The sequence below is a fragment of the Rhodococcoides fascians A44A genome (assembly GCF_000760735.1).
Classification (GTDB): domain Bacteria; phylum Actinomycetota; class Actinomycetes; order Mycobacteriales; family Mycobacteriaceae; genus Rhodococcoides; species Rhodococcoides fascians_E.
On record NZ_JMEX01000008.1, the window covers coordinates 2,734,915 to 2,737,338 of the forward strand.

At 65.8% G+C, this 2,424-nt stretch carries 1 protein-coding gene; it reads right to left on the reverse strand.

What is annotated here, in order from left to right:
* Positions 1-2,424, reverse strand: a 2,424-nt coding sequence (locus tag BH95_RS29160; protein ID WP_037184767.1) for a condensation domain-containing protein, incomplete at both ends; no start/stop codon positions are given.

Consider the following 2,424-nt stretch of genomic DNA (forward strand, 5'->3'; position numbering starts at 1 on the left):
TTCGTGTTGGTGGTGGCGATGAGGGTGGGTTCGGTGACGTCGGCGAGGGCGGTGGTCCAGGTGTCGAGTGAGGTGGTGTGGTCGTGGTGGGTGAGCCAGTGGAGGAAGCTCGGGTAGGTGGTGTCGGGGAGTGCGGGTGTGGTGGGGTTGTTGTAGGCGCGGAGCAGTGTGGCGATCAGGGGTGGGGTGGACCAGCCGTCGGTGATGGCGTGGTGGATGGTCAGGATGAGGGTGTGCTGGTCGGCTGCGGTCGTGACCGCGGTGACGCGCATCAACGGCGCGTCAGCCAGAACGAACCCGGTTTCCCGGTTCCGCGCCACGGCTTTGTCCACGGCACCTGCATCTCCGATGCCATTCACTGCGGTGAGTTCGATCGTCGCGTGCGTGGGGATGACGGCGACGTAGTCGCCGTTCGCAGCGGGTGTGATCGCCGCTTTGAGGTTGGGATAGATCTCGGTCAACGTTCGCAGGGCTCTGTAGAGCCGTTCGTTGTCGAGCGTTCCGGTGACGTGGACCAGTGTGTGCGTGAGATACAGGTCCACGCTGGCGCTGTCACCGAGGAGTGATTCGAAGACCATGCCGTGTTGCAGTGGCGTCAGGGGCTGGACGTCGGCGATGTCGCCGTAGCGGTGGTCCCAGGTGGTGAGGTCGCCGTAAGTCGTACCGCTGGCGGTGAAGTCGGTGAGGGAACGGCGCACGCGCCCTGCACCCACGCCGCTGGCGTACGTGACAAGAGTCTGTAGCGCGGTGGTCCAGAGTTGGACGAGTTCGCGCGCCTGTTCGCTGGTCAAGATGTCCTGGGCATAGGCGAAGGATCCGTCGAACATGGGCTCGCCATCGCTACCAGTGAGAACCGCGATATTGATATCCACCACTGCTGCAGCGGGCGAGTTTTTCGGCAGGTGCGCGCGAATTCCGGGGCACTCCGGCGAATTGGACCATGGTTTGGCGGTGACGGCACTGAAGTTGCCGAGGTAGTTGAGCGCGAGGTCGGGGGTGGTGGTGGGTAGGGCGGTGTCGGGATGGAGGTGGGTGAGTATGCCGTAGCCGATGCCGCGGTCCGGGACGCGTGCGAGTGTGTCTTTGATGCGTAGTACGGCGTCGGCGGCGAGGGTGGGGTCGGTGATGGTGTCGATCGGGTCGAGGTCGGTGAGGTCGGCGAGGATCGGGTACCAGGTGGTGAACCAGCCGATCGAGCGTGAGAGGTCTGCTCCGGGGACGAGGGTTTCTTGGCGGCCGTGGCCTTCCATGCCGATGGTGACCGGGCGTGGCTCGAGGTGGTGGCGTGCGCGCCAGGTGCCGGTGGCGATGGTGACTGCGGTGAGGAGGATGTCTTCGACGCTGGCGGAGAGTGCGGCGGTGACGTTGTTGATCAGGGGCCCGGCCGGGATTTTCACGTCGATAGTTGTGACGGCGGCCTGGGTGTGGCGCTCCTGGTCGATTCCGGTCTCGCCGAACAGCGGGACGACCGCGTTCACCACCGTGCTCCAGTGACCCAGTTGCTCGGTGACATCCTGCTCGGTCAGTGCGTGCGTCCAGGTGGTGATGGAGGTGCCGGTCGGCAGCAGGTCGGTGTCGGTGGCGCCGGTGTCGAGTGCCCAGGCGTGTGCGAGGTCGTCCTCGAGGATGCGCCAGGAGACTCCGTCGACGGCGAGGTGGTGGATGACCATGACGAGGCGGCCGGTGGTGTCACCGAAGTCGGTGTCGTTGGGCTGGGTGTCACCGGAGTGGGTGCACCACAGGGCGCGCCACAAAATCCCGTTCGCCGGATCGAGTCGCTCGGAGAGCCGTGTCGTCTCGGCAGTGACGTACGCAGGCCAGCGCGGTCCGGACCAACCGTCGGTGAATTCGGTGGTGTCGAGTCGGGTGGTGACCTCAATCGGGGTGGCGGCGCCGGTGAAGTGTGGTGCGCCGGAGTTGTCGATGCCGAGGTGGCCCTGCAGGGTCGGGTGATGGCCGATGACGCGGGTGAGGATTCGGTGGAGGGTGTCGGTGGTGAGGTCGGGTGGGGTGGTGAAGACGAAGGATTGGGTGAAGTGGTCGAAGCCGGGTCGGTCTATGTAGCGGGCGGCGATGGGTTGCAGTGGTGCGGTGGTGACGGTGGTGGGTCCGGTTTCGGTGTGGGTCTGGGTGTGGGTGTCGGCGATTCGTGCCAGGGCGCTGATGGTGCGGTGGGTGAAGATGTCGGCGGCGGTGATGGTGATGCCGGCGCGGCGGGCTGCGGTGACGACTTGGATGGAGGAGATGGAGTCGCCGCCGAGGCGGAAGAAGTCGTCGTCGATCGAGAGTTCGGTGTCGGTGGGCAGGTGCAGGATGTCGGCGAAGACGGTGGCGAGGGTGGTTTCGGTGACCGTGGTGGGGTGTTGTCCGCCGGTGAGGGCTGCGGTGAGGTCGGGTGTGGGTAGTGCGCGGCGGTCGAGTTTG